This window comes from Dasania sp. GY-MA-18 (genome assembly GCF_024734385.1).
GTDB classification, from domain to species: Bacteria; Pseudomonadota; Gammaproteobacteria; order Pseudomonadales; family Dasaniaceae; genus Dasania; species Dasania phycosphaerae.
The window spans coordinates 1-23,043 of the sequence record NZ_JANHAP010000004.1; the positions used below are offsets into that span (position 1 = coordinate 1).

Below are 23,043 nucleotides of genomic sequence, written 5' to 3' on the forward strand. Positions count from 1 at the left end.
AACGCTTGGTGCAGTCCTACATTAATGACTTTTATAACACGTGGCGAGTACATGGCACCTTGAATCAGGTGCCAATGCTCTGCTATAAAGCTGCAATCTAAGTGTCCGTTTTATGTGGGTCACATCAGCAAGCTGCAAAAATTTTGAACATATAAATCTAAAAAGCCAAGCCCTCGCTTGGCTTTTTGCTTGCCGCTTATAGCTTGCCGCTTGCCGCTTCGAAGAATAGCTCTTTTAATTTCGCACCGGGGTCATCCGCTCGCATAAACGCCTCGCCCACTAAAAACGCATTGACTTTATGCTCGCGCATGGCGGCCACATCGGCAGCAGTGTGTATGCTGCTTTCGGTGACGACTATGCGATCATCGGGAATATGCGGCAGCATATTGAAGGTGGTATCTAGCGTGGTTTCAAAAGTGTTTAAATCGCGGTTATTAATGCCCACTAAGGTATTACCTACGGGCAGGGTGCGATCTAACTCTGCACGATCATGCACCTCTATTAATACATCCATACCCAGTTCTAGGGCGGCGGCATTAAGTTCGGCAATTTGTATATCGTCTAAGCAGGCGGCAATTAATAAAATACAGTCAGCACCTATGGCGCGCGCCTCGACCACTTGGTAGGGGTCTACTATAAAGTCTTTTCGTATTACTGGCAGGTTGCAAGCAGCCCGCGCCTGCATTAAGTATTCTTCACTACCCTGAAAAAAATCAGCATCAGTTAATACCGACAGGCACGCTGCACCGCCTTGCTCATAGCTTTTGGCGATGGCTGCGGGGTCGAAGTTAGGCCGTATCACGCCTTTACTAGGCGAAGCTTTTTTTGCCTCGGCGATAACACCTGATAAACCTGCATCCAGCTTGGCAGCAATGGCATGCGCAAAACCACGGCAAGCTGTTTGCTGGGCCGCTAAGGCCTGCAATTGCGCCACGCTAGTCTTGGCCGAACGCTCTGCAATTTCTTCACGTTTGCGGGCGACAATTTTTTTTAAAATGGTTGGGGTATTAATAACTGTGCTCATAATAGGATGACTAACCTTCTTTCATGGCGCGGGTCAGGGCCACGAGCTCATGTAATTTTTCTAAACCTTTACCGCTGTTTAAAACATCTTGTGCAGCTTTTATACCCAGCTCTAAGCTGTCTACCACATTGGCTGCATATAAAGCCGCACCGGCATTTAAGGCCACTATATCAGCAGCAGGGCCTTTTTCACCGGCTAACAAAGCATTCACTATCACTAGGCTTTCTGCTGCACCGCTGACTGTTAAGCTATCTAAGCTGGCGCGGGTCATACCAAATTGTTCGGGGGTAATAGTGTATTCGGTAATTTCGCCATTGCGTAATTCTGCTACGTAGGTTTCTTTGGCTATGCTAATTTCATCCAGGCCATCAGCAGAGTGCACTACCAATACGTGCTCACTACCTAAGTTTTTTAGCACCTCGGCCATAGGCCGTACCCAGTCTTTGCTGTACACGCCTAATAATTGATTGACCACACCGGCGGGATTAGTCACCGGCCCCAGTAAATTAAATACTGTGCGCAGTGCTAACTCTTTGCGGGGGCCTACTGCATATTTCATCGCAGCATGATGGTTGACCGCAAACATAAAACCTATACCTGCCCGGCTAACACACTCAGCCACTTGCTCAGCACTTAAATCCAAGCGCACTCCAGCAGCCTCTAATAAGTCGGCAGCGCCGCTTTTAGAGCTCACCGAACGGCTGCCGTGCTTGGCCACTTGACCTCCGGCGGCCGCCACTACAAAGCTACTGGCAGTAGACACATTAAACAGGCTGGAGCCATCACCACCAGTACCAACAATATCTACCAGGTAATCACCGCTAACACTAACTGGCGTAGCCAACTCGCGCATCACCTGTGCGGCGCCGCAAATTTCTTCCACGGTTTCACCCTTTACCCGCAGGCTCACCAGCAAAGCGGCAATCTGTGCATCGGTGGCCTGGCCCGTCATAATTTGGCGCATAACTGCCGTCATCTGCTCGGTGCTTAATGAGCGGCCTTCAATCACTTCGCCTATAGCGGCTTTAATATCCATGGTTGTTTCCTGTTTTTATAAGCTAGGCTTAGCTTGCTAAAAAATTACGTAATAATTGGTGGCCATGCTCAGTCAAAATAGACTCGGGATGAAATTGCACCCCCTGCACGGCTAGAGTCTTGTGCTTAAACCCCATAATCTCAGCCAAGCTACCGTCTTCATGTTGAGTCCAAGCGGTAAGCTGCAAGCAATCGGGCAAGCTATGCTTATCCACCACCAATGAATGATAACGGGTGGCTTGAAAAGGATTACTCAAACCGGCAAAAACCCCTTGATCGTTATGATAAATAGCCGAGGTTTTACCGTGCATAACCTTGCCCGCTGGCACTACCTCACCACCAAACACCTGACCTATAGCCTGATGCCCCAGGCATATACCCAGTAAAGGGATCTTGCCGGCAAAGGCCTCTATAGCTGCCAGCGATACCCCCGCTTCGTTGGGGGTACAAGGGCCCGGTGAGATCACAATTTTTTCTGGCTGCAGCTGGGCAATTTCCGCCACGGTGATCTCATCATTATGCACCACCTGCACCTCAGCCTTTAGCTCGGCCAGATACTGCACCACGTTATACGTGAAGGAGTCATAGTTATCTATCATTAACAACATTAGCGATTTGCCCACATCAATAACCGTTAGCTTCACGGATAAGCTCACCGCTATTGATCTTTCATTGATTTGTGGTAGTGTACTAGTACATGGATACAGAATGCAACTACACCCACGAACTAATCGCCCATCTGCTCACCGCGGAAGACAGCGGCCGCATGGAACATATACTGCGCAGCCTGCTGACCCCTTCGGAGCTCAGTGAAATCAGCAAGCGCCTGCAGATCTTTAAGCTGCTGGAGCAGGGCATGCCACAGCGGCAAATTGCCGAAAAGCTGGGCGTAGGTATAGCCACTGTTACCCGAGGCTCCCGCGCCCTCAAAGGCGACTAGCCTCTGCTGGCAGCATTGACAAACATTACTACCGAACTAGAGCTAGGACTATGGCCAACAAGCCCCGCAGCATAACACTGCCCAGAAAGCCCCACTATATAACTCTCACTGCCGATTGTGATTTTTTTGCGCTGTTTAAAAAAATAGAGCGCCGCTTTGAGCACTGCTTTTATTTAGAGTCACTGGGCGAAGACAGCCATATGGCACGCCACTCTATTATAGGCTTCGATCCCGAACAGCTAATCCACGCCAACGAAAATACCCTGAGCATAGAACAGCGCGACGGCAGTACCGAGCACTTTAATAGCGACAACCCCTACCAACTGCTGCGCGATATAGTGCCGCAAAATATTTTGTCCCGTAAATATGCTGGCGGCCTCACCGGCTATCTTAGCTATAACTGCATGAATTATTTTGAGCCCAGCTTACAGCTACAAGACAGCGACATGTTTGACGCCTTTCGTTTTGGCGTCTTTAAAGACGGCCTTATCCTAGACAAAATGACCGGCGAACTTATCTACTTTTATTACGAGGGCAGCGACACCGGCAACCGCGAAGCACTGATTAAAGAGCTAATAGAGCAACCCGATGTTGTTAACGGCGAACTGACCATCACCCCGCTGGGCGAAACCATGAGCCAAGAGCAGCACAAAGCGGCGGTATTAAAAGTTAAGCAAGACATTATAGATGGCAAAATATTCCAAACCGAAGTGGGCTTTAAAAAACGCTTCCGCCTAGAAGGCGACACCATCAATATTTACGAGCAACTGCGCGAGGAAAACCCCTCACCGCAAATGTACTACGTGAAATTTGGCCAGCAAAAACTCATAGGTGCCAGCCCGGAATTACTATTCCGCCTGCGCCAGGGCGAAATGGAAACCTTCCCACTGGCGGGCACCACCACCCGCGGTGCCACAGCCAAAGAAGACACCGCCCTGGCCCGCGCCATGCTCAACGACCCCAAAGAAATTGCCGAGCACAATATGATAGTGGACTTACACCGCAACGATATAGGCAGGGTCGCCCAGTTTGGTACCGTCAAAGTACGCAGCCTGATGGACATCAAGCGCTTTAGCCATGTACAGCATATCTCTAGTGAAATCGTTGGCATTATTGCCGAAGGCGAAGACATGTTTTCTGCCCTAGCCAGCAACTTTCCCGCAGGCACCTTAACGGGCGCCCCCAAAATAGAAGCCATGAAAATCATTAATGATTTAGAAAACGAAGGCCGCGGCCCCTACGGCGGTGCGGTGGGCCACTTCTCCTTTAACGGCGACTGCACCTTTGCCATACCCATACGCACGGTATTCGCCAATGGCGAGCAGGCCTATGTACAAACCTGTGGCGGCAATGTTTACGACTCCAACCCCGAAGACGAGTACGAAGAAATACGCCGCAAGTTCGCTGGCACTAAAAAAGTGTTAGATCAATTTATTCCAGCCGCGCACAAAGGGTAACCGCAGTCATGAAAGTTTTTATTATCGATAACTACGACTCTTTCACCTACAACCTATACCAATACATAGGTGAGATACTCAGCTCCGAAAAAAATCGCGGCCACATCAACGATTTTGAAATCATCGTCAAACGCAATGACCAAATCAGCCTGCAAGAAATACGCGACATCAACCCCGATCGTATTATTATCTCACCAGGGCCAGGCTCACCCGACGATGAAAACTATTTTGGCATATGCGCGCAGGTGATTACCGAGCTGGGCCAACACACCCCACTGCTAGGGGTTTGCCTGGGCATGCAGGGCATTACCCATGTATTTGGCGGCAAAGTGGTGAAAGCCCATGTACCCATGCACGGCAAAATCAGCCCTATCACCCATAACGGCCTAGGCATGTTTAACAACATACCCGATCAGTTAGAGGTGATGCGCTACCACTCGCTTATGGCCGAAGCCGAAAGCTTTCCCGACTGCCTGCAAATAACCGCCCTGGTAGGCGATATACCCGCCAGCGAATTTGAAAACAAAGCGCTGATCCAAGCCGGTGGTGATTTTGAAATTATGGGCATACAACATCGCGAGCACCCCATCTACGGCATACAGTTTCACCCCGAGTCCTTTGCCACTGAGGGCGGTAAAGAACTGATTAAAAACTTTTTATTTTGCCGTTAAGTATCTTTACGCCGCAGCCTGCTGCGGCAAATCCGTGACTATCTAGCAGAACAGGACTATCTTTAAACACTAATCCCCGATAAAGAACGGATAATAATGAATAAGGGACTTATTCTAGGCATATCCGCCTACTATCACGACAGTGCGGCGGCCCTGATTGACTGCGGCAATATTATTGCTGCGGCGCAAGAGGAGCGCTTTAGCCGTATAAAACACGACCCTAGCTTTCCGCTACAGGCCATCAACTATTGCTTAGCACAGGCTAATTGCCAGTTAAGCGATGTTGCAATTATCGTATTTTACGATAAGCCCTTTCTTACTTTCGACAGACTACTGGAAACCACACTCAGCTATGCCCCGCGCGGCCTTAGTACTTTTTTACGACAAATGCCGCGCTGGCTTAAAGAGCGGCTACATTTAAAGTCGCTATTGCGCCGCGAACTCTGTGCGCTCAGCCAATTACATAAACACCAACTACCCCAGTTATTATTTACCGAACACCATCAAGCCCATGCCGCCTCAGCCTTTTACCCCAGCCCCTATCAAGACGCTGCAGTGCTGTGCCTAGATGGCGTAGGTGAATGGGCGAGCACCTCTGCCTGGATGGGGCGCGGCCAGCAACTGGAGGCTTTATGGCAAATTAACTTTCCCCATTCACTGGGTTTATTGTACTCAGCCTTTACTTACTATTGTGGTTTTAAAGTCAATTCCGGCGAGTACAAACTGATGGGCTTAGCGCCCTATGGTAAGCCCCGTTATGCCGAGTTAATCAAACAACAACTCATCGATATACGCGCCGATGGCAGTTTTAAGCTGGACCTAAGCTACTTTGACTTTTGCCTAGGCAACACCATGACCTCGGCTAAATTCCATCAACTATTTAACGGCGAACCCCGCCAACCCGAAAGCCCTCTCAGCCAAAAACAATTAGACTTAGCAGCCTCTATACAGGCCGTCACCGAACAAGTGGTTATCCAGCTCGCGCGTACATTGCAAGCCGAAACAGCTGCGACAAAGCTGTGCCTGGCGGGGGGTGTAGCCCTTAACTGCATGGCCAATCGCGCGCTTAAACAGGCAAATATTTTTGAACATATCTGGGTACAGCCCGCAGCGGGCGATGCCGGTGGTGCACTGGGAGCTGCACTGGCGGGCTGGCATATATATCAACAGCAAGCGCGCACCAGCAGCGCTGATGGCGACAACATGCAAGGCTGTTATTTAGGGCCTCAATATAGCTCACAATATATTGCCGATTATTTACACGCTCAGAACATAACTCATCAATATTACAACGATGCTGAGCTCACCCAACTATGCGCAGACTTACTCTCTCAAGGCCAAGTATTAGGTTGGTTTCAAGGGCGCATGGAGTATGGCCCCAGAGCCTTGGGAAATAGATCCATACTGGCCGACCCGCGCAATAAAGACATGCAATTAAAACTCAATAAAAAAATTAAATTTAGAGAATCTTTTAGGCCTTTTGCCCCCGCAGTGCTAGCAAATAAAACCGCCGATTATTTTCAATCTGAACAAAGCCCCTATATGACATTTACCTGCGGCGTCGCAGAAACTATACGCAAACCCCACAGTGAACAAAAAATGGCAACGCTGGCCATGATGGACAAACTCTATGTAGAGCGTTCACAGCTGCCCGCTATTACCCATGTAGACTACAGCGCCAGAATCCAAACCGTCGACGGTCAGCACAATCCTTTATTTCATCAACTACTCACGGCGTTTGAGCAACTAACCGGCTGCCCGGTATTAATTAACACCTCCTTTAATGTGCGTGGCGAACCCATAGTGTGCAGCCCTGAGGATGCCTACCAATGCTTTATGGCCACCGACATGGATTACTTAATACTGGGTAACTACCTGCTGCGTAAAACTGAGCAACCCCCAGCCACATCTGCAACACGCACTTTTGAGGCGGATTAAAGCTATGGATACCCGCACAAAAACACTGCGCATATTTATTATTAGCCTAAGCTTGGTAGCAGCCTTCTGGTTTAGCCTATTCAACTACTGGCAGCAGTACAGCACAGCCTATGTGATCAGCGCTTACTTAATTATTGGATTATTTGCCTGCCATGGCTTATGGCAGCCACAGCGCTATCTGGGGTTTTATTGCGGCTGGATTAAAGTCAGCCACACTCTTAACCGCTGGCTGATACAGTTTTTATTAACTATGATATTTTTTATCATTATCACCCCCAGCGCATTACTATACCGTTTAAGCGGCAAAAACATACGCAACAGCACGCTTAATCAACAGGGTTCTTATAGAATTAATAGCAGCAAAAAAACAGCCCAAGACATGGAGCATCCATTCTAAATGTTTGAATTTTTAAAAGACCTATGGTTGTACGGTAAAAAACACAAAAAGATGTGGATGCTGCCTATTATTCTTAGCATGATGCTAGTGGGGGCTTTAATTATTTTTACCGAATCTTCGGCACTCAGTCCGTTTATTTACACCTTGTTTTAAACGGCTATGAATAAAAACTTTTGGCCAGCCAGTTTTTTTATTATTAGCAGCAGCGTACTAAGCCTGCTAGCTATTGAATTTATCCTAGCCAAATATAATAGCAGCATAGCTAACAGCTCCCATATCAGTGCCAATTTATTACGCTACCACCCCACCCTAGGTTGGACGCTCACCCCCAACTGGCAAGGCCAGCATCAACACCATGATTTCAATGCCAGCTACAGCACCAACCTGTTGGGCTTTCGCGGTGAGCTCAGTAATTTTAATCAGGCCCAGGCCAACAGTTTGGCAATAGTGGGCGACAGTTTTAGTTTTGGCCTGGGCGTTAACGATGATCAAACCTTTAGCAGCTTAATTAACCAGCAAGTCGCTAACCGGGTATTGAATCTCAGCATCCCCGGATACAGCACCGACCAGCAACTCTTGCTGATCAAAGATATGGCGCCGCGATTAAAAGCTCAACACTATGTGTTATTTTTTTATCTGGGCAATGATTATTTAGACATTATGCTCAGCTACCCATTACAAGCCGCCCAAGCCAAGCCCTTATACACACTACTACAGCAGCAGCTGCAACTGACTAACACCCCAGTGCCCAAAACCCCAAAAAAAACCAGCACTAACTCGCTGCGTCTATCTATCAATCAAACACTCAGCCAACAACACACGCCCTTAATTAAGCTAAGGCAGCGCAGCTTATTACTGCAACGCTTACTACCCGCTCCTCGGTACGACCCTGTTACTACGCAAGCCCTGTTTGCACAATATTATAGTGACAATAGCCGCTTACTCACCGCCCTGCTTAAAGAACTGCAACAACAATTACAACAACAAGGTGCCAGCCTCACTGTTGCCAGCCTACCCAACAACACGTATTTACAAGCACCGCTATCTGCGGATGGTTTACTACAAGCTTATATAGAGGGGCAGTTACAAACGATATGCCAGCAATTAAGCTTAGACTATTGGAACTTAGCCCAGCAATTACAACAGCTTTACTTAGCGCAGGGGCAGCCGCAGTGGTACTACCCCCATGAAGGGCATTTAAATCCTCAAGGTCATCAGATTATTGCCCAACTGATACAACAACAGTTTAAACTTTAAGCACACAACTCTAACAAAGATCCCACCACCACATCAGGGTTAGCAGCACTAATAGGCTGGCCCTGATTATAGCCATAGTTCACACAAGCCACCGGCATACCAGCAGCCCTAGCGGCGGCCACATCAATTTGCGAATCGCCTATCATCACACAGCGATCTAGCGGCACAGCTAAAGCAGCGCAGGCCTGGATTAAAGGCGCCGGCTGCGGTTTGCGCTGGGGCAGGCTGTCGCCCCCTAGGCACACAGTAAAAAAATCCTCTAGGGCAAACTGCTTTAGTATATGCGGAATAAATTCAGCGGGCTTATTGGTGACTACCGCCATGGCTATGCCCTGGCTGTGCCAATGTTGTAAAGCTGGCATTACGCCTGCGTATAAGGCGCTGTGCTGGCCACTACTTTGCCGATAATATTTAAAAAACTGTTGCTGCTGTTGCGCCAGTTCTGCGTCATCCAATTCAGCGAGCTCGCAATTTTGCGCAAAGGCCAATGCTTTTTGCACCAGCACTTTAGCGCCATTGCCCACCCAAGTACGCACCCGCGACTCCCCCGCCAAGGGCAAATTGGCAGCAGCTAACATCGCATCTACTGCAACGGCTAAATCGGGTACGCTATCGACTAGAGTGCCATCCAAATCAAACAACAAACCTTGCAGCGGCTGATCTAATAAGGCACTGAGCTTTTTAGCCATAACGCGCTACACTGATGCCAATTGCTCACGCATCTCATCTATGACTTTTTTATAATCAGGCTGATTAAAAATGGCTGAGCCCGCCACAAAAGTATCGGCACCGGCAGCGGCGATTTCGGCGATATTGCTAGCAGAAATACCGCCGTCGACTTCCAAGCGTATGTCATAACCACTGGCGTCTATTAATGCACGCACTTCGCGTACCTTGTCTATGGTAGAGGGGATAAATTTTTGACCGCCAAAGCCGGGGTTAACCGACATCAGCAAAATCATATCCAATTTATCCATCACATATTTCAGCGGCTCTAAACCCATGGCCGGGTTTAATACCAAGCCAGCCTTGCAACCGGCATCGCGTATCATTTGCAAAGAGCGGTCTACATGGGTGGAAGCATCGGGGTGAAAAGTAATATAGCTGGCTCCGGCCTTGGCAAAGCTGGCGATCAAATCATCCACCGGGCTTACCATTAAATGTACATCTATAGGCGCGGTGACACCGTGCTTGCGCAGCGCTTCACACACCATGGGGCCTATGGTGAGGTTGGGCACATAGTGATTATCCATTACATCAAAATGAACAATATCGGCACCGGCCGCGATGACGTTATCCACCTCTTCGCCTAAACGGGCAAAGTCTGCGGCAAGAATAGAGGGTGCTATTTGATAATCTCTCATAATACAATCCGAACTCTAGGTTTAGGCTAATTGGCCGCTATCTTACTGAAATACTAGCCGCGATTCAGCAGGCTTTGCAGGATTCCACAAAATAATTGCTACATGATGACTCAACTCAACGCCATAGCACGATTACTAATAGTTAGCCTTTGGCTGCTTAGCGCGGCCGCCTACGGCCAGGATGAATCGGTCGACAGTGCCGCTGACACTAACGAAGATACCGCGCCAGCCGCTACCCCCGCAGCCAGAGCACAGTTTAGCAGCAATACCCCCACACTCTTGGCCCAAGACCTACCCCAAGAGCAAGTCATGTGGCTGGAGGTGGCTGGCCAGAAAATACTTAGCCTATATAGCCCCGACCACTCTGGCGAGGCCCGCGGCGGCGTGATATTGCTGCCCCGCCACGAACAAACCATTACCCGCCATAACCGGCTTTTTAACCTGCAACAAACTTTAGCTGATAACCGCTGGCACGCTTTAATGCTGACCATGCCGCCGCTCACTACCGACACTGCCGAACAGGCACAGCAAACCATTGCCGCCGCCATTAGCTTTTTTAACAGCAAGGGCATCTACAATATGGTGTTGCTGGGGGAAGGTAGCAGCGCTAATCGCCTAATCAACTATGCCAGCCAAATCAGCGATAAAACCCAACTCAAACAAATTCGCGGCTTGGCGCTGGTGGATGCCAAAAACCAAATCAACCAACAGCCCATTACCGCACTATTGCCCAAGTTGAAATTTCCAGTGTTGGATATTTATTTTAGTGGCGATAGGCAGGCTCAGCTCTTTGCCCAGCAACGCCTGCGCAGCACCAAACCTTTGCCACGGGGCCAATATCAACAGGTGCGCATGCCCCGCATGGGTTTGCGCCCACAGCAGGACGAAGACAAACTCAGCAAACGCATACGCGGCTGGCTAAACAAAACCGCAGCAGGTTTTTCGGTGGGGGTTAAATAATAGGGCTGCTCGCAGCCCAGCTTTATAACGGGCCGCTAAGGAATCAGCTCGGCGACTTGCACCTCATAGCTGGCATACCACTTCGCCTTACCCAAAGCCTGCGCCTGCTGGTGTTCGGCATTGTTATGCCAGGCTTTAATATGTGCCAGCGACGGCCAATAGGAAATGGCTAGCTAATCACAGCACGCTGCCCGCACCTGCCTATCCAATTCCAGCAAGCGCTGCGGTGTGCCCACATCCACCCAGTTGCCGCGGTAGTGCTCACCACTAACTTGGCCCGCCGCCATTGCCTCGGTTAACAGCCCCAGTAAGGGAAAGCTGCCCGGCTCGCAGGCATTAAATAAGTTGGGGTGTAATAGGCTCAAGCCGGTAAAGGTCAAGCGCGGCCCCTCACCCTCGGCCACCACATGTTGGCCGGGTAATAATACAAAATCACCTGTAGCGTTATGTTCGGGGTTAGCGGTTAACACCAAGTGTGCCAGCTTTAAGCTGTTGGCGCCCTGGCGCAAGACTAATTGCTCTAGCGGGTAATCGGTCCACACATCGCTGTTAACCACTAAGAAAGGCTGCTCACCCAATAAGGGCAAGGCTTGGTATATTCCGCCGCCGGTTTCCAGCGGCTCACCCTCGCGGGAGTAACTAATACTCGCCCCCCAGCGCGAGCCATCCCCCAGGCAGTGTTCAATTTGCTCGCCTAGGTAGGCGTGATTAATCACTATGTCCCTTATACCTGCCGCCACCAGTCGCTCTATGTGGTATTCAATTAAGGGCTTACCGGCAATTAACAATAAAGGCTTGGGTACATGATTGGTCAGTGGCCGCATGCGCTTACCTAAACCGGCGGCTAAAATCATGGCCTTCACTGCGCTTGCTCCTTGCTGGCTAAAGGGTTAACTAAAGGTGAGATGATGGCCAGCAAGCTAGTTAGGCTGCTCAACTCCGGCCTACGCTCACTCACAGTCTGTAAATACGCGATAAACCTAGGGGCATCTTGCAAGTATTGGGGCTTGCCATCACGGTAGTGGATGCGGGCAAAAATCCCCAACACCTTTAGGTGACGCTGCACCCCCATATAATCACAATCGGTTAAAAAATCTTCAAATTGCGCAGCCACGGGTAACTGCGCCGCCACGGCCTGCTGCCAGTATTGCTGCAACCAAGCCTGTACCTGCGGCTCTGGCCAGCTGATAAAGGCATCTTTAAATAGGCAAATAGGGTCGTAGCTAACGGGGCCGTAGACCGCATCTTGAAAATCAATAATGGCAGGCTTGCTCTCAGCATCACTAAGCATCAGATTGCGAGGCATATAATCGCGGTGCACAAAAACCCGGCCTTGGGCGCTGATATTAGTCAGCAGTTGCTGGCTCAAAGTGTTAAATAAGCTGCTGATTTCCGCCTTGGCTGCTGGGCTCAGGTGCTCATTGAGATGCCGACCTATATACCACTCGGGGAACAACGCCAGCTCCTTGCTCAGCAGCGCCTCATCATACGCTGGCAAACCGGCACTGGCAGTATGGGTTTGCATGGTCACCAAAGCCTGGATGGCGTCGCTCATTAAAACCTGGGCATTATCGGCATTAATAGCCTGCAAATAAGTTTGGGTACCCAAATCGCTAAGCAGCAAAAAACCCTGCGCTTGCTCATAAGCAATAATTTCCGGCACGGTTAAACCGGCTTGCGCCAAGCGCTGGGCTATATCAACAAAGGCGGGATTGTTCTCAGTATCGGGGGGCGCATCCATGCCGATCACGCTGCGCTGATCAGCTAGGGTATAACGAAAATAACGTCTAAAGCTGGCATCGGTAGAAGCTGGCACCCCCACCACAGGCTGCCCTAACTGACTGCTGGCCCACTGCTCTAAAGCCTGCTGCCTTTTATCCTTTGCTAACACACACTCACCACACATACCGGTTATTGATATTATCTTGCACCATGCTGCGCCACTATAACCGAAACCGCCACAAGATAAATCCACCTATTTAACAGAAGCCAGTCGCAAACAGGCAATTTATTAAGGAATGCTTTATTATGCCTGCTTCCATCACAGAGCTTGTTATTGCCAAGCTTATTATTGCCAACCCAGCCCGCGCTGTTATCGCCGGTAACTAAAATACACTTTATGGCCGCAGTAAAATCCATCTACACGCCGCTATTTCGCTACCACAGTTTGGCGACGGCAATCACCCTATGCGCTGGCATTAGCCCAGCCATGGCCAACGACTATCAAGCCTGGGACTGGCTGCCAGAACATGAGCTTAGTGACCAGCAGCGCTGCCAAATGAGCACCGGCTGCCAAGGCGCCTATGTAGAGCCTAAAGCCGACTGGCCCGAGGCCCATATCCCCCCCGAGCAAGCCGCCTTGCATGCGGGTGCCAACCAGTCGTCTATGACGGAAAACACCGTAGAGCTCAATGGCGATGTCATTTTAAGCAAAGGCCAGCGCCGCGTAATTGCCGACAGCGCCACCCTTAATCGCTTAAGCAATGTGCTCAAGCTTAAAGGCCATGTAGAGGTGCGCGAGCCCGGCTTTTTATTGCGCTGTGAAGCTGGCGAAATCAATACCGATACCGGCCTAGGCTCTTTTAGCCAAGCCCATATACTCAATCACGATACCGGCCTGCGTATTAGCGCCGAGCAAGCCGAGCACCCCAGCGAGTTCAGCTTTAATTTTAGCGGTGCGCGCTATACCCAATGTACTCCCGACGACGAAGTCTGGGTTATGACTGCAGGCCAGCTAAACCTAGACCAAGCCACCGGCTGGGGCAGCGCCGAAGATGTAGTCGTGCGCGTAAAAGACATTCCGGTTTTTTACAGCCCCTACCTCACCTTCCCCATAGATGATCGCAGAAAAACCGGCTTTTTATGGCCCACCATAGCCAGCAGCGATGGTGGCTTGGATTTATCGCTACCCTACTACCTCAATATTGCCCCCAACTTTGACGCCACCATCACACCCCGTCGCGTGGGCCAGCACGGTAATATGTTAGAGGCCGAAACCCGCTATTTAAATCAATACAGTTTTTGGACTGTCGCTGGCGCGCAGCTTAACGACGATGAAATGGATGGCGAAAAGCGCTGGCTGGGCAATATCAAAGAGCAAGGTCGCTTCGGCCAACACTGGAGCCATAGCATAGATTACAACAAGGTCAGTGACCTGGATTATTTGCGCGACTTTAGTTTTGACAGCATCAGCACCCAAAGAAGCAATCACCTAGCCCAAACCGGCCGCATGAGCTTTAACTCGCAAAACTGGAGCGGGCAAGTCTTAGTGCAAGAGCATCAAAGTTTGGACACGGTATACAACGCCCCCTATAAACGCCTGCCGCAAATCAGCCTCAGCAGGCAAAGCCACGGCGAAAACTTCGTCCCCGATTACTCGCTGTCGCTGCAATTCACCGAATTTGACCACGAAGAATCCAAAGAAAAAGGCGGCAGCTTTGACAGTGGCCAGCGCCGTTACGCCGAGGCCGGTGTTAGCTTTCCCATGCGCTGGGCACCGGGCTTTATTATCCCCAGCACCAAAGTACGCCACGTCAGCTACCAGCTGGACGGCCTGCAAGCTAGCGAAGACGACAGCCCCGAGGCCACCGTCGCCTTAGGCTCTTTAGATATGGGCCTAATCTTCGAGCGCCCCTTTAGCCTTAGCGACAGCCGCTACAGCCAAACCCTAGAGCCACGTGTTTATCACCTGTACAGCGACTATGAAGAGCAAAACCAACAGCCCGACTTTGACAGCAAGGCGCTGAACTTTAGCTACAACCAACTCTTTAGAGACAGCCGCTTTACCGGCCACGACCGATTAGACGACGCCAACCAAACCTCAGTGGGTGTCACCAGCCGCTTTATAGACGAAGCCACCGGCCTGGAAACCCTCACCCTAAGCTTGGGGCAAACCTTTTATTGGCAGGACCGACGCATACAGGAAGACCTCAGCGACAGCCCGCTAAGCCAGGACAACTCGCAGATAGCCGCCGAAATACGCTACCAGCCTCAGGACAACTTCTGGTTAAATAGCACCAGCCTGTGGGACTCGCGCCAAGACAAAATGGATGAGTTTGGCTTTAGCAGCCACTATAAAAACGACAAAGCACTATTAAATGTAGGCTACCGCTTTCGCCGCGACGACCCCGCCACCAGCAGCGTAGAGGCACTGGAACAAGCCGACATCTCCACAGTCATAGCACTTAACGATAGATGGCAGGCCATGGCCAGGTTTCAATACGATGTCGCCGAAGACCGCTCGCTGGAAGACCTGTTCGGCATAGAGTATCAAGACTGCTGCTGGCTAACCCGCATAGTCTACCAACGCGCCGTTAAAAAAGTTAACGCCAGTAGCAGCCTGGACACCGAGCACGATCACAAAATCGTTTTACAGTTTCAATTAAAAGGCCTGGGCGGCATAGGCAACAAAGCCATACGTCTACTCCAAGAAAGCATTTTAGGATATGAAGAACGTGATTAACAAAGCCCTACTTAACACCATCATGCGCCCTTTATTGATAAGCGGCCTACTTAGCGTTAGCGCACTTAGCCACGGCCAAGTACAAGCAGCCAACGCCAGTGCGCCACAAACTCTGGATCGCATCATTGCCATCGTCGATGACGATGTCATCCTAGCCAGCGAATACCGCGAACGCTACGAATCGGTAAAAGCCAACTTCAGCAACAACCAGCAAGCCCTGCCCGACGATAAAGAACTGCAACGGCAAATACTGGATCAGCTAGTAGTAGAAAGCATACAGCTGCAAATGGCCTACCGTGCTGGCGTGCGCATTAGCGACGAGCAACTCAACGAAACTCTGGCCCGCATCGCCCAGCAAAATCGCCTTAGCGTACCGCAGTTTAAAGCCATGCTAGAAAAAGAGGGCCGCTCTTACACCGCCGTGCGCGAACAAATACGCAAAGATTTACTCATCCAGCGCGTGCAAAGTGGCAACGTCAGCCGCCGCATACAAATTAGCGATCAAGAAATTGAAAACTACCTCAACTCAGAAGAGGGCAAAAAACTCACCGCCCCCGAATACCGCTTTTTACATGCACTTATTCCACTGGCCAGTGATGCCAGCCAAGCGCAGGAAATTAAAGCGCAAGAGCACGCCCACGCCTTAGCGCAACAAGTACGCAAAGGCACAGACTTTAGCAAAGCCATCACCGACGGCGGCCCCTTTAATATCAACAGCGGCGATTTAGGCTGGCGTAAACTGGACGACCTGCCCGGCTTTTTAACCGACGCCGCCACCAGCTTAAGCAAAGGCGAAGTCGCCGACCCCATACGCAGCGCCAGCGGTTTTCATATTGTGCAACTGCTTAGCAAGCGCGGCGATGGTGAAATCATTCCACAAACTCAGGCGCGTCACATTTTGCTAAAACCCTCAGCCATACGTGACGACAAGGCCACCGAAGCCGAAATCAAAGCCCTAAGGCAGCGCATACTCAATGGCGAAGATTTTGCCGAACTGGCCCGCGAATACTCTGAAGACATAGGCTCAGCCAGTGAAGGTGGCGACCTATCCTGGACCAGCCCCGGCCAGCTAGTACCCGAGTTTCAACAAGCCATGGACAGCACCGACATCAACGGCGTTAGCCCGGCTTTTCGCAGCCAATACGGCTGGCACATACTGCAAGTGTTAGATCGCCGCGACAAAGACGTGACCGAAGATATGCGCCGCCGCATTGCTGGCAACCACCTGCACGATAGAAAGTTTAAAGACGAGCTACAAATTTGGCTGCAGCAAATTCGCGACGAAGCCTACGTGGATTACAAATAAATAAACCATGACCCTACGCATAGCATTAACCGCCGGTGAACCCGCCGGCATAGGCCCCGACCTCTGCGTGCAACTGGCACAGCAGGCCTTAGCCATAGAGCTAGTGGTCATCGCCGACCCCGAACTACTGCAGCAGCGCGCGCAGCAATTAAAACTGCCTTTAAGCCTACGCACGTTTAACCCCCAGGCCGCGCCACAGCCCAGCCGGGCCGGTGAACTCTGTGTATTACCGGTAGCGTTAAGCCAGCCCTGCCTGGCCCAGCAGCTCAACCCAGCCAATGCCCGCTATGTATTAAACACCCTACAAGCCGCTATAGACGGTTGCTTAAATAAAGACTTTGCCGCCATGGTCACCGCCCCCGTACACAAGGGCGTGATTAACGATGCAGGCATAGCCTTTAGCGGCCACACCGAATTTTTAGCCCAGCAAACCAACAGCCCGCAAGTCGTCATGATGCTGGCCACCGAAGGCTTGCGGGTAGCTTTAGTCACCACCCATCTACCGCTAAGCGCCGTGCCCGCCGCCATTACTGAAGAGTTACTTAGCAGCGTAACCCGCATACTGCACCGCGATTTACAGCAGCAGTTTGGCATAGCCCAACCGCGCATTATCGTGCTGGGCCTCAACCCCCACGCTGGCGAAGGCGGCCATATGGGCCGGGAAGAAATCGATATTATAGAACCCTGCCTAGCCCAGCTGCGCCAGCAAGGCATGAACCTACAGGGGCCACTCCCCGCCGATACGGCCTTTAACGATAAATACCTGCAGCACTGCGATGCGGTGCTGGCCATGTATCACGATCAAGGCCTGCCAGTACTTAAATACAAGGGCTTTGGTGAAGCGGTGAATATTACCTTGGGGCTGCCTATTATTCGCACCTCGGTAGATCACGGCACCGCCCTAGATTTAGCTGGCACCGGCAAAGCCGATGGCGGTAGCTTACAAACTGCGCTTAACTATGCCATTAGCATGGCCACTAACGCGCAGCGCTAGGCCCTAGACCTTAAGCACACCTTTTACCTTTCACAGATAATTTTTTATGACAGAGCATCGCGCCAGAAAACGCTTCGGCCAAAACTTTTTAACCGACCACGGCATTATTCACCGCATCGCCCGCGCCATTAAAGCTGGGCCTAAAGACCATCTGGTAGAAATAGGCCCCGGCCAAGGTGCCTTAACCGACGAGCTGTTGGCCGCCGGTGCACCGCTGGACGCCATAGAGCTGGACCGCGACCTAGTGCCCATACTGCAGCAACGCTTTGCCGATGAAGCGCATTTTACTTTGCACCAAGGTGACGCCCTGGCCTTTGATTTTGCCTCACTGCAAAAGGCCGATGAGCAGCTGCGTATAGTGGGCAACCTGCCCTATAACATCTCCACCCCGCTCATTTTTCACCTGCTGGCGCACCAACACCTCATTAAAGACATGCACTTTATGCTGCAGCTAGAAGTAGTGCAGCGCATGGCCGCACAACCCCGCGGTAAAAACTACGGCCGCCTAGGGGTAATGTGCCAATACTATTGCAAAGTAGAAATGCTATTTGAAGTACCGCCAGAGTCTTTTGACCCTAGGCCCAAAGTACAGTCAGCCATTGTCAGGCTCACCCCACACCAAGAGCTACCCCATGTCGCCAAAGACATTAAAAAACTGGACACCATATTGCGCACCGCTTTTAATATGCGCCGCAAAACTTTGCGCAACTCGCTTAAACAATTATTCAGCGAGGCCGATATAGAGGCCTTAGGCATAGACCCAACGGCCAGGCCAGAAACCCTTAGCCTGGAAGACTTTATTCGCCTCAGCAATGCATTAAGCTAACACTATGACAGCCAGTAACCCCAGCAATAATCCAATAGCTATAAACGTAGCCACCGCCTTTTTGGCGGAGCAGTCAGCTCCCGAATATGACCGCTACGCTTTTTCGTACACCATTACCATCACCAATAACGGTGAGGAAAATGTACAGCTACTCAGCCGCCACTGGTTGATTACCGACAGCGACAATCGCGTGCAAGAAGTGCGCGGCGAAGGCGTGGTGGGGCAACAACCCACCATTCCCCCCGGCGAAAGCTATCAATATACCAGCGGTGCCATTTTGGAAACTGCCGCTGGCACTATGGAAGGCAGCTATCAAATGATTAGCGCCAGCGGTGAGTTATTTGAGGCCCCCATAGCCACCTTTTCGCTAATACACCCTTCGGCGTTACACTAGCGGCTATAGTAATAACACGGTAAGCAACGAGTACATCATGACCCGCTACGCGGTAGGCGACTTACAAGGCTGTTTAAAACCCCTGCAATGTTTATTGCAGCGGGTTAACTTTGACCCGCAACAAGATCAACTTTGGTTAGTAGGCGACTTAATTAATCGCGGCCCCGACTCCCTGGCCACGCTGCGTTTTTTAAAAAACTTAGGCCCCTGCACCCGCATTGTTTTAGGCAACCACGACCTGCACTTTTTAGCCGTAGCCTATGGCACCACCACCCCACGCCCCCATGACACCTTGGATGAATTATTACAGGCCCCCGACAAAGACGAACTGGTAGCCTGGTTAATACAGCAGCCCTTAATGTACCGCGACCCCAGTGGTGATTACTGCATGAGTCACGCCGGTATTTCACCGCTGTGGACTATAAGCCAGGCCGAAAGCTACGCTCGCGAAGTCGAACAAATTTTACAAAGCAGTAAGGCCGTGGACTTTTTTAACAATATGTACGGCAACAAACCCGCGGGGTGGCAAGATGATTTACAAGGCTGGCCGCGCTATCGCACCATCACCAATTATTTTACCCGCATGCGCTACTGCGGCCCTCAGGGCGAGTTAGATTTAAACAACAAAAGCAGTACCGCACCGGCTAACTTTCACCCTTGGTTTACCCACCCACTGCGCAGCACCCAGCAGCAAAAAATTATCTTTGGCCACTGGGCCGCCCTACAAGGCAAAGCCAATACAGAAAATATTTTTGCCCTGGATACAGGCTGCGCGTGGAAGGGCCATCTATCACTAATGAATTTAGAGACGCAAGCAATAGAAACTTGTGATTGTGGAGACAGTCGCTAGTCACTAGAGACTAGTGACTTTTCTAACTAAAGACTGTCAACTAGCGACTTTCCCTAAAGACTGAAAAACCAACCGCAGCCCCACCAATATCAACACCGCAGCAAAAATTCTTTGCAGCCACAGCGAGTGCTGAGTAAAACGCTGCCGCACCAAGCCATGACTTAATAACAGGGCCACCAAGCAATACCACAGGCCATCCACTACGGTAACCGTTGCCACTAAAATCCCTTTTTGTAGCCAATCTAAATCCGCGTGCAAAAACTGGCTAAACAAGGCCGTAAAAAAGATTAATAACTTGGGGTTTAAAAAAGCAATTAAAAAACCTTCGCGGGCACTCTTGCGGCTAGCTTGCGCGGGTGGCTGCTCATCAACAATAGGGCCACTGGCGGCAAGCAACACCTTTAAGCCCATGTAAATTAAAAATAGCGCCCCGGCAATTTTAACTAGCCCAAATAAGGTGGGTGTAGCCAGCATCAACACCGCCAAACCGGTCACTGTGAGTAGAGCATAGACCCCCACCCCCAACGCATGAGCGATAGCGGTAACCACACCCTGAGTAAAACCGCCGCGCAGGGTATTTTGTAACACCACTGCCAAACTGGGGCCGGGCATAGCCGCCCCTAAAGCACACACCAACACCAATGATATCCACTGCGCTAAACTCACCACCCCTCCTAAATTACAAATAGTTGCCTGTAAACTTGCAGGCCATGTTAGCCACTACTAATCTTAACGGAGCAATATGCTCACAAAACAACAATAAACACAGCTTTTAGCCATAACAATCATAATAAGGTTTATAGCCTGGAGGCAGCCCCCATGCACAAACTCAACGTCAGTAAAGCACTACTACCCACTTTAATCGCCGCAGCAGCCAGCAGTGTAAGCTACGGCGCACCGGCTCTGGAAGAGGTGATGGTAACGGCGACTAAACGCAGTGCTTCTATACAAGATATACCACTAAGTATTAGCGCCGTCAGCGGCGAGTCTTTAGCCGCCGCTGGCATACAAGACTTTGATGACCTCATCGGCTCCGTCCCCTCACTCTCCATGAAGTCTTCCGGCCCCGGCCGAACTAAGCTAAACATACGCGGCATCTCTGCAGCTACCGGCTTTGCCCCTACCGTTAGCTACTACATTGATGAAATGCCTATATCCTCTATTTCGTCAGGCTCCTCTACCTCTTTTGCACAAACCGTGATCAGCCCCAAGCTTTTTGACCTAGACAGAGTCGAAGTATTAAGAGGCCCACAGGGCACACTGTTTGGCTCCAGCTCTATGGGTGGCACGGTACGTTTAATCACTGGCCAGCCCAACCTAGCTGAAAACGAAGGCAAAATCGCAGGCGAGGTCTCAAGCACCAAAGACGGCGGCTTAAACCAAACCCTCAATGGCATGTATAACCATGTATTCACCGACAAGCTCGCGCTTAGAGTTGTGGGCTCTATTACCGACAATAGCGGCTATATAGACAGAGTGTATGACGATGGCGCAGGTAACTCGGGTAAAGTAGATGACGTTAACACCGAAGAAACTGAATCGCTACGCGCCTCGCTACGCTACCAACTCACTGACGACACTTACATACAGCCAGCTTACTTCAATCAAACCATGGAAATGGACGGCAAGCCTAATTACGATGGACCGGGCTCTGATGACTCACAAATTCGACCCTTTAATGCCGCCGAACCTTTTGAAGACGAATTTACTATGACCAGCTTAACCATCAACAGTGACTTTGATGGTGTAAATCTATTAATCAACCTTTCTAAAATGGATAGAGAGTTTATCAACTCTGAGGATATGACCGACGCCGTTGAAGCACTGTCGGGAGGGTTCTCTTACAGCTCACCCACTGCGGCGGCGTTTGTAGATGAAACCGTTAGCTTAAAGGACGAAACTTTCGAAGTACGCCTATCCTCTAATGGCGACAGCAACTTCCAATGGGTAGCCGGCATCTATAACAAAGACGCTGAAGTTAATTCCGACTACGTCATGCAGCGGGGCTTCGAATACGTCACCAATAACGGCTTAGCCAACACCAACGACAGAAGCACCTACGACGAGAGCGCTATTTTTGGTGAAATTAACTATACCTTTGCCGAGCAATTTACCCTCACCTTGGGCTTACGCTCCTTGGATTATGATTTTGCACAACATAAAGAGGACTGGGGGCTGGTCTATGGTGACACCACATTAAGTGAAGCTAACCTTTTAGACGTAAATAACTCCGATGAAGAAACTAATTATCGCGTAACCTTAGCTTGGGATTTTTCGGACGCAGGCCAAGTTTTCGTCACCTCATCGGACGCTACTCGCCCTGGCGGTGGTAATCGCTCTATCCCACGCAGCACCGACTCTGCCGATGTTCTAGCCTTCGCCTGTAATAACGATTTAAACGATTTAGGCATTAGCGGCAACCCCACCTCATACGCTGGCGACAAAGTAGAAAACCTAGAACTAGGCCTTAAGCTAGACCCCAGCGACCGCCTAAGAGTCAACGCCTCTGTATACCATTTAAAATGGACAGACATACAGCAGCGCGTTAACACCAGTGGTGCTTGCGGCTTTAACTTTACCGCCAACGTCGGCGAAGCTGTATCACAAGGTATAGAGGCTGAAGTTAACTTCGCAGTATTAGACAACCTAACCATTAACGCCGGTATCAGCTATACCGATGCAGAGTTTACAGAAGACACACCCGCTGCAGGCATAATGGATGGCGACCAATTAGCTGATGTCCCCGAGATTACCGCTAACCTATCCATAGACTGGAGCATGCCCTTAGAACAAGGTGAAATGTTTGTATTAGCCGGTGTTAGCTATGTCGATGACTCGCTGGAAATAGCCGGTGACAAAAATACCGATGTTACCGCTTTCACCATTGAGTCTGGCAACGTTAAACCCAGCTACACCATAGTTGACTTACGCGTAGGCTATAACAGTGGCAAAAACTGGGAAGCCGCCTTCTTTGTTGACAACCTGACTGACGAGGAAGCTATCTTTACTTATAACGACGCCATCGTATTTAACCTGCCAAACTACGACAGAACCGTACGCAATCGCCCCCGTACCATGGGCGTATCGGCTTCATACAACTTTTAAAAGATTCTACAACACACTCAAGGGCACTACGGTGCCCTTTTTTATACCCCATACTTTTTCTCC

Annotated in this window: 23 protein-coding genes; 15 read left to right on the forward strand and 8 right to left on the reverse strand. The window is 50.4% G+C overall.

Annotated features, from left to right (window positions below; translation table 11 throughout):
- Window positions 1–196: 196 nt before the first annotated feature.
- From trpC to NO559_RS05920, 3 genes are read right to left on the reverse strand one after another with little or no spacing between them, the layout of a single operon-like run.
- Window positions 197–1,024 carry an indole-3-glycerol phosphate synthase TrpC gene (gene trpC / locus NO559_RS05910; RefSeq protein WP_258330882.1) on the reverse strand — a complete coding sequence of 276 codons (828 nt, stop codon included), beginning with the start codon at window positions 1,022–1,024 and terminating at the stop codon, window positions 197–199.
- 10 nt (window positions 1,025–1,034) lie between these two features.
- A complete protein-coding gene (trpD, locus tag NO559_RS05915) occupies window positions 1,035–2,060 on the reverse strand; it encodes an anthranilate phosphoribosyltransferase (protein WP_258330883.1) in 1,026 nt (341 codons plus the stop codon).
- A 28-nt stretch (window positions 2,061–2,088) separates the two neighbouring features.
- Window positions 2,089–2,667 carry an aminodeoxychorismate/anthranilate synthase component II gene (locus NO559_RS05920; protein ID WP_258331126.1) on the reverse strand — a complete coding sequence of 193 codons (579 nt, stop codon included), beginning with the start codon at window positions 2,665–2,667 and terminating at the stop codon, window positions 2,089–2,091.
- A gap of 89 nt (window positions 2,668–2,756) precedes the next feature.
- On the opposite strand from NO559_RS05920, the gene NO559_RS05925 reads away from it, so the two are divergent.
- The 7 genes from NO559_RS05925 (at window position 2,757) to NO559_RS05955 (ending at window position 8,719) form a co-directional block, all read left to right on the forward strand.
- Window positions 2,757–2,999 carry a trp operon repressor gene (locus NO559_RS05925; protein ID WP_258330884.1) on the forward strand — a complete coding sequence of 81 codons (243 nt, stop codon included), beginning with the start codon at window positions 2,757–2,759 and terminating at the stop codon, window positions 2,997–2,999.
- Window positions 3,000–3,049: 50 nt separating this feature from the next.
- Window positions 3,050–4,456, forward strand: a complete 1,407-nt coding sequence (locus tag NO559_RS05930; protein WP_258330885.1) for an anthranilate synthase component I family protein — start codon at window positions 3,050–3,052, stop codon at window positions 4,454–4,456.
- A gap of 8 nt (window positions 4,457–4,464) precedes the next feature.
- Complete coding sequence (locus NO559_RS05935; RefSeq protein ID WP_258330886.1) at window positions 4,465–5,127, forward strand: aminodeoxychorismate/anthranilate synthase component II; 663 nt, start codon at window positions 4,465–4,467, stop codon at window positions 5,125–5,127.
- 96 nt (window positions 5,128–5,223) lie between these two features.
- Window positions 5,224–7,065, forward strand: coding sequence for a carbamoyltransferase (locus NO559_RS05940; RefSeq protein WP_258330887.1), 1,842 nt, complete (start codon window positions 5,224–5,226; stop codon window positions 7,063–7,065).
- A gap of 4 nt (window positions 7,066–7,069) precedes the next feature.
- The gene (locus tag NO559_RS05945; protein ID WP_258330888.1) at window positions 7,070–7,462 is read left to right on the forward strand and encodes a hypothetical protein; all 393 of its coding nucleotides are present in this window, start codon (window positions 7,070–7,072) and stop codon (window positions 7,460–7,462) included.
- Window positions 7,463–7,615 carry a DUF5989 family protein gene (locus NO559_RS05950; RefSeq protein WP_258330889.1) on the forward strand — a complete coding sequence of 51 codons (153 nt, stop codon included), beginning with the start codon at window positions 7,463–7,465 and terminating at the stop codon, window positions 7,613–7,615. It abuts the gene before it with no gap.
- Window positions 7,616–7,621: 6 nt separating this feature from the next.
- Window positions 7,622–8,719 carry an SGNH/GDSL hydrolase family protein gene (locus NO559_RS05955; protein WP_258330890.1) on the forward strand — a complete coding sequence of 366 codons (1,098 nt, stop codon included), beginning with the start codon at window positions 7,622–7,624 and terminating at the stop codon, window positions 8,717–8,719.
- Here NO559_RS05955 and NO559_RS05960 read toward each other — a convergent pair.
- Both NO559_RS05960 and rpe read right to left on the reverse strand, forming a co-directional pair.
- The gene (locus NO559_RS05960) at window positions 8,716–9,408 is read right to left on the reverse strand and encodes a phosphoglycolate phosphatase (protein WP_258330891.1); all 693 of its coding nucleotides are present in this window, start codon (window positions 9,406–9,408) and stop codon (window positions 8,716–8,718) included. The two genes, NO559_RS05955 and NO559_RS05960, sit on opposite strands and share 4 nt — an antisense overlap.
- Before the next feature lie 6 nt (window positions 9,409–9,414).
- Window positions 9,415–10,083: a ribulose-phosphate 3-epimerase gene (rpe, locus tag NO559_RS05965; protein WP_258330892.1), complete on the reverse strand. Its 669-nt coding sequence runs from the start codon at window positions 10,081–10,083 to the stop codon at window positions 9,415–9,417.
- A 102-nt stretch (window positions 10,084–10,185) separates the two neighbouring features.
- Here rpe and NO559_RS05970 point away from each other — a divergent pair, with 102 nt between their 5' ends.
- Window positions 10,186–11,043: an alpha/beta hydrolase family protein gene (locus NO559_RS05970; protein WP_258330893.1), complete on the forward strand. Its 858-nt coding sequence runs from the start codon at window positions 10,186–10,188 to the stop codon at window positions 11,041–11,043.
- Window positions 11,044–11,216: 173 nt separating this feature from the next.
- Here the strand turns inward: NO559_RS05970 and murU are convergent, their stop codons facing one another.
- Complete coding sequence (gene murU, locus NO559_RS05975; RefSeq protein WP_309149061.1) at window positions 11,217–11,897, reverse strand: N-acetylmuramate alpha-1-phosphate uridylyltransferase MurU; 681 nt, start codon at window positions 11,895–11,897, stop codon at window positions 11,217–11,219.
- A 5-nt stretch (window positions 11,898–11,902) separates the two neighbouring features.
- The gene (locus NO559_RS05980) at window positions 11,903–12,934 is read right to left on the reverse strand and encodes an aminoglycoside phosphotransferase family protein (RefSeq protein ID WP_258330895.1); all 1,032 of its coding nucleotides are present in this window, start codon (window positions 12,932–12,934) and stop codon (window positions 11,903–11,905) included.
- 180 nt (window positions 12,935–13,114) lie between these two features.
- On the opposite strand from NO559_RS05980, the gene NO559_RS05985 reads away from it, so the two are divergent.
- Genes NO559_RS05985 through NO559_RS06010 form a run of 6 tightly spaced genes read left to right on the forward strand, consistent with a single transcriptional unit; the run spans window position 13,115 to window position 19,875 of the window.
- Window positions 13,115–15,505: an LPS-assembly protein LptD gene (locus NO559_RS05985; protein ID WP_258330896.1), complete on the forward strand. Its 2,391-nt coding sequence runs from the start codon at window positions 13,115–13,117 to the stop codon at window positions 15,503–15,505.
- A complete protein-coding gene (locus NO559_RS05990; protein WP_258330897.1) occupies window positions 15,489–16,811 on the forward strand; it encodes a peptidylprolyl isomerase in 1,323 nt (440 codons plus the stop codon). Before NO559_RS05985 ends, NO559_RS05990 begins: the two co-directional genes overlap by 17 nt.
- Before the next feature lie 7 nt (window positions 16,812–16,818).
- Entirely contained in the window at window positions 16,819–17,805 is a 987-nt protein-coding gene (gene pdxA, locus NO559_RS05995; RefSeq protein ID WP_258330898.1) for a 4-hydroxythreonine-4-phosphate dehydrogenase PdxA, read from the forward strand.
- Between the two features lie 46 nt (window positions 17,806–17,851).
- Window positions 17,852–18,631: a 16S rRNA (adenine(1518)-N(6)/adenine(1519)-N(6))-dimethyltransferase RsmA gene (gene rsmA / locus NO559_RS06000; protein WP_258330899.1), complete on the forward strand. Its 780-nt coding sequence runs from the start codon at window positions 17,852–17,854 to the stop codon at window positions 18,629–18,631.
- 4 nt (window positions 18,632–18,635) lie between these two features.
- On the forward strand, window positions 18,636–19,025 hold the full coding sequence (gene apaG, locus NO559_RS06005; protein WP_258330900.1) for a Co2+/Mg2+ efflux protein ApaG: 390 nt from the start codon (window positions 18,636–18,638) through the stop codon (window positions 19,023–19,025).
- 37 nt (window positions 19,026–19,062) lie between these two features.
- Window positions 19,063–19,875 (forward strand): symmetrical bis(5'-nucleosyl)-tetraphosphatase, encoded by an 813-nt coding sequence (locus NO559_RS06010; RefSeq protein ID WP_258330901.1) that lies wholly within the window; start codon window positions 19,063–19,065, stop codon window positions 19,873–19,875.
- A 36-nt stretch (window positions 19,876–19,911) separates the two neighbouring features.
- Here NO559_RS06010 and NO559_RS06015 read toward each other — a convergent pair whose 3' ends face one another.
- A complete protein-coding gene (locus NO559_RS06015; RefSeq protein ID WP_258330902.1) occupies window positions 19,912–20,541 on the reverse strand; it encodes a LysE family translocator in 630 nt (209 codons plus the stop codon).
- A gap of 153 nt (window positions 20,542–20,694) precedes the next feature.
- Here NO559_RS06015 and NO559_RS06020 point away from each other — a divergent pair, with 153 nt between their 5' ends.
- Entirely contained in the window at window positions 20,695–22,980 is a 2,286-nt protein-coding gene (locus tag NO559_RS06020) for a TonB-dependent receptor (protein ID WP_258330903.1), read from the forward strand.
- Window positions 22,981–23,043: the final 63 nt, after the last annotated feature.